We start from the raw sequence: 2,699 nt of genomic DNA on the forward strand, positions 1-2,699 counted from the left end.
CACGCCCGGGTGCCGGCGGCACGGCCGACGCCCACGGCGGACGCCCGCGACCACCGGCGTCGCGGGTGTCGACGCGCACGGCTGTCGGTGCCACGGGGCAGAATGGCCCGGTGAGCCTCTACCGCGACGAGGCGATCGTCCTGCGCACCCACAAGCTGGGGGAGGCCGACCGCATCGTCACCGTCCTCAGCCGCGAGCACGGCAAGGTCCGTGCCGTCGGCAAGGGGGTGCGGCGCACGACGTCCCGGTTCGGCTCGCGGCTCGAGCCGTTCATGCACGTCGACCTCCAGCTCAGCACGGGGCGCAACCTCGACGTCGTGACGCAGGCGGAGACGATCGGCCCGTACGGGCGCCGGATCGGCGAGGACTACACCCTGTACACGGCCGGCACGGTCATGCTCGAGACGGCGGACCGGCTGGTCGAGGCCGAGCGCGAGCCGGCGGTGCAGCAGTACTGGCTGCTCGTGGGCGCCGTCCGGGCGCTCGCTTCCCGGGAGCACGCCCCCGGGCTCGTGCTCGACTCCTACCTGCTGCGCGCCCTCGCGATCGCCGGGTGGGCACCGAGCTTCACGGACTGCGCGCGGTGCGGCGCCCCCGGCCCGCACCACGCGTTCGCGGTGGCCGTGGGCGGGGCCGTGTGCGGCGCGTGCCGGCCGCCCGGTGCCGCGGCGCCCGCACCCGAGACGTTCGCGCTGCTCGCGGCGCTGCTGTCCGGTGACTGGTCGGTCGCCGACCCGAGCGCCGAGCGGCACCGCGCCGAGGGCAACGGCCTCGTCGCGGCGTTCTGCCAGTTCCACCTCGAGCGCCGGCTGCGCTCGCTCCCGATGGTCGAGAGGGTCTGATGCCGGTCCCGCCCCCGCCGCACCCGAGCGGTGCGCGTCCCCCTGCCGTGCCCCGCGAGCTCGTGCCCCGGCACGTCGCGGTCGTCATGGACGGCAACGGCCGTTGGGCCAACGCGCGCGGGCTGCCGCGCACGGCCGGGCACGCCGCGGGGGAGGCGTCCCTGCTCGACGTCGTCGCGGGCGCCATCGAGATCGGCGTCGAGCACGTGTCGGCGTACGCGTTCTCGACGGAGAACTGGAACCGCTCGCCGGACGAGGTGCGGTTCCTCATGGGCTTCAACCGCGACGTGCTGCGCCGCCGTCGCGACCTCATGGACTCGTGGGGCGTCCGGGTGCGGTGGGCCGGCCGTCGTCCCCGGCTGTGGCGCTCGGTGATCGCCGAGCTCGAGACGGCCGAGCGGCAGACGGTCGGCAACACGACGTGCACGCTGACGATGTGCGTCAACTACGGCGGCCGCGCCGAGATCGCGGACGCCGCGAAGGCTGTCGCGCAGGAGGTCGCCGCGGGGCGCCTCAAGGCCGACAAGGTGGACGAGAAGGTCCTCGCCCGCTACCTCGACGAGCCGGACCTGCCCGACGTCGACCTCTTCCTCCGCTCGTCCGGCGAGCAGCGGATCTCCAACTTCATGCTGTGGCAGTCCGCGTACGCGGAGATGGTGTTCCTCGACGAGCCGTGGCCCGACGTGGACCGCCGGCACCTGTGGCGGGCGGTCGAGACGTACGCGAGGCGCGACCGCCGGTACGGCGGCGCCGTCGACGCGCCGGCGGCGCCCGCAGGCTGAGCGCCGGCGGCGCCCGCAGGCTGAGCGCCGGCGGCGCCCGCCGGCTGAGCGCGGGCGCGTCGCCGCCCGCCGCCGCGTGGCGTCGGTGGGCGACGCTAGCCTCGCGCCATGACCGACGACGACGTCCCCGCCCTCTTCGTCCCGCCCGTGCCGGGCACCACCCGTGCCGTCGCGCGCGTCGGCATGGTCACGTTCGACACCCGGGACGCGCACGCGCTCGCCGCCTGGTGGGCCGCGCGCACCGGCGGGCACCTCCAGGCGCACCCGGGCTTCGTGATGGTGCACGCCCCGGCACCCGGCGGCGTGACCCTCGGGTTCCAGGAGGTCGCGGACCCGACGCCCGGCAAGAACCGCGTGCACGTCGACCTCGCCGTCGACGACGTCGCGCGCTTCGTCGACGCCTGCCTCGCGGCCGGCGCGCAGCGCGTCGGCGACCACGCGTTGCCGGACGGGTTCGCGTGGACGGTGCTGGCCGACCCGGACGGTAACCAGTTCTGCGTCTCGCCCGCCCACGGCGCCTGACGGAGCCGGCCGTCCCGGGGGCCGGCGGCCGTCGTCACGGACGCCGCCGTCGCCACGCCGGTGGTGCAGCCGGGGGCACCGGCCCGGCGCGCGGCTGTCGGAGGGGGGTCGTAGCGTGGCCGCATGACGAGCGACTCCGGCGACACCTCCGTGCAGGACCCGTCCGACCCCACCGGGTCGAGCACGATCAAGGACCCCGACGACTGGACCACGGGCGACGAGCCCGCCACCGGCGCCCAGCTGAGCTACCTCGGCACGCTGGCGCGCGAGGCGGGCCGCGACGTGCCCGAGAACCTCACCAAGGCCGACGCCTCGAAGCTGATCGACGAGCTGCAGGGCGAGAGCCCGCGCGCGCAGGACGTCCCGGACGTCGACGACCAGATGAAGGAGCCGCCGGACTGACCGTCCGCCCGGTCCCGTACCGGGCGGGTCCCGTACCGGGAGGCGCCCGGCACGGGACCGGGCCTCAGGTGTTCGTCGTCCCCCAGTCGTCGCTGCCGTTCCGGCCGCTGCGGTCCCGCAGCGAGCGCACCCGTTCGGAGACGGACACGGG

At 76.0% G+C, this 2,699-nt stretch carries 4 protein-coding genes; all 4 read left to right on the forward strand.

Features of this window, described 5'->3' with window-relative positions; translation table 11 throughout:
• Positions 1-110 precede the first annotated feature (110 nt).
• The gene (recO, locus tag ACFUMH_RS18940; RefSeq protein ID WP_378209157.1) at positions 111-842 is read left to right on the forward strand and encodes a DNA repair protein RecO; all 732 of its coding nucleotides are present in this window, start codon (positions 111-113) and stop codon (positions 840-842) included.
• Entirely contained in the window at positions 842-1,624 is a 783-nt protein-coding gene (locus ACFUMH_RS18945; protein ID WP_378209159.1) for an isoprenyl transferase, read from the forward strand. Before recO ends, ACFUMH_RS18945 begins: the two co-directional genes overlap by 1 nt.
• A gap of 108 nt (positions 1,625-1,732) precedes the next feature.
• The gene (locus tag ACFUMH_RS18950) at positions 1,733-2,146 is read left to right on the forward strand and encodes a VOC family protein (RefSeq protein ID WP_378209161.1); all 414 of its coding nucleotides are present in this window, start codon (positions 1,733-1,735) and stop codon (positions 2,144-2,146) included.
• Between the two features lie 123 nt (positions 2,147-2,269).
• Positions 2,270-2,548: a DUF3072 domain-containing protein gene (locus ACFUMH_RS18955; RefSeq protein ID WP_378209163.1), complete on the forward strand. Its 279-nt coding sequence runs from the start codon at positions 2,270-2,272 to the stop codon at positions 2,546-2,548.
• The last annotated feature ends 151 nt before the right edge of the window (positions 2,549-2,699 follow it).

This window comes from Cellulomonas sp. NPDC057328, assembly GCF_042667215.1.
Classification (GTDB): domain Bacteria; phylum Actinomycetota; class Actinomycetes; order Actinomycetales; family Cellulomonadaceae; genus Cellulomonas.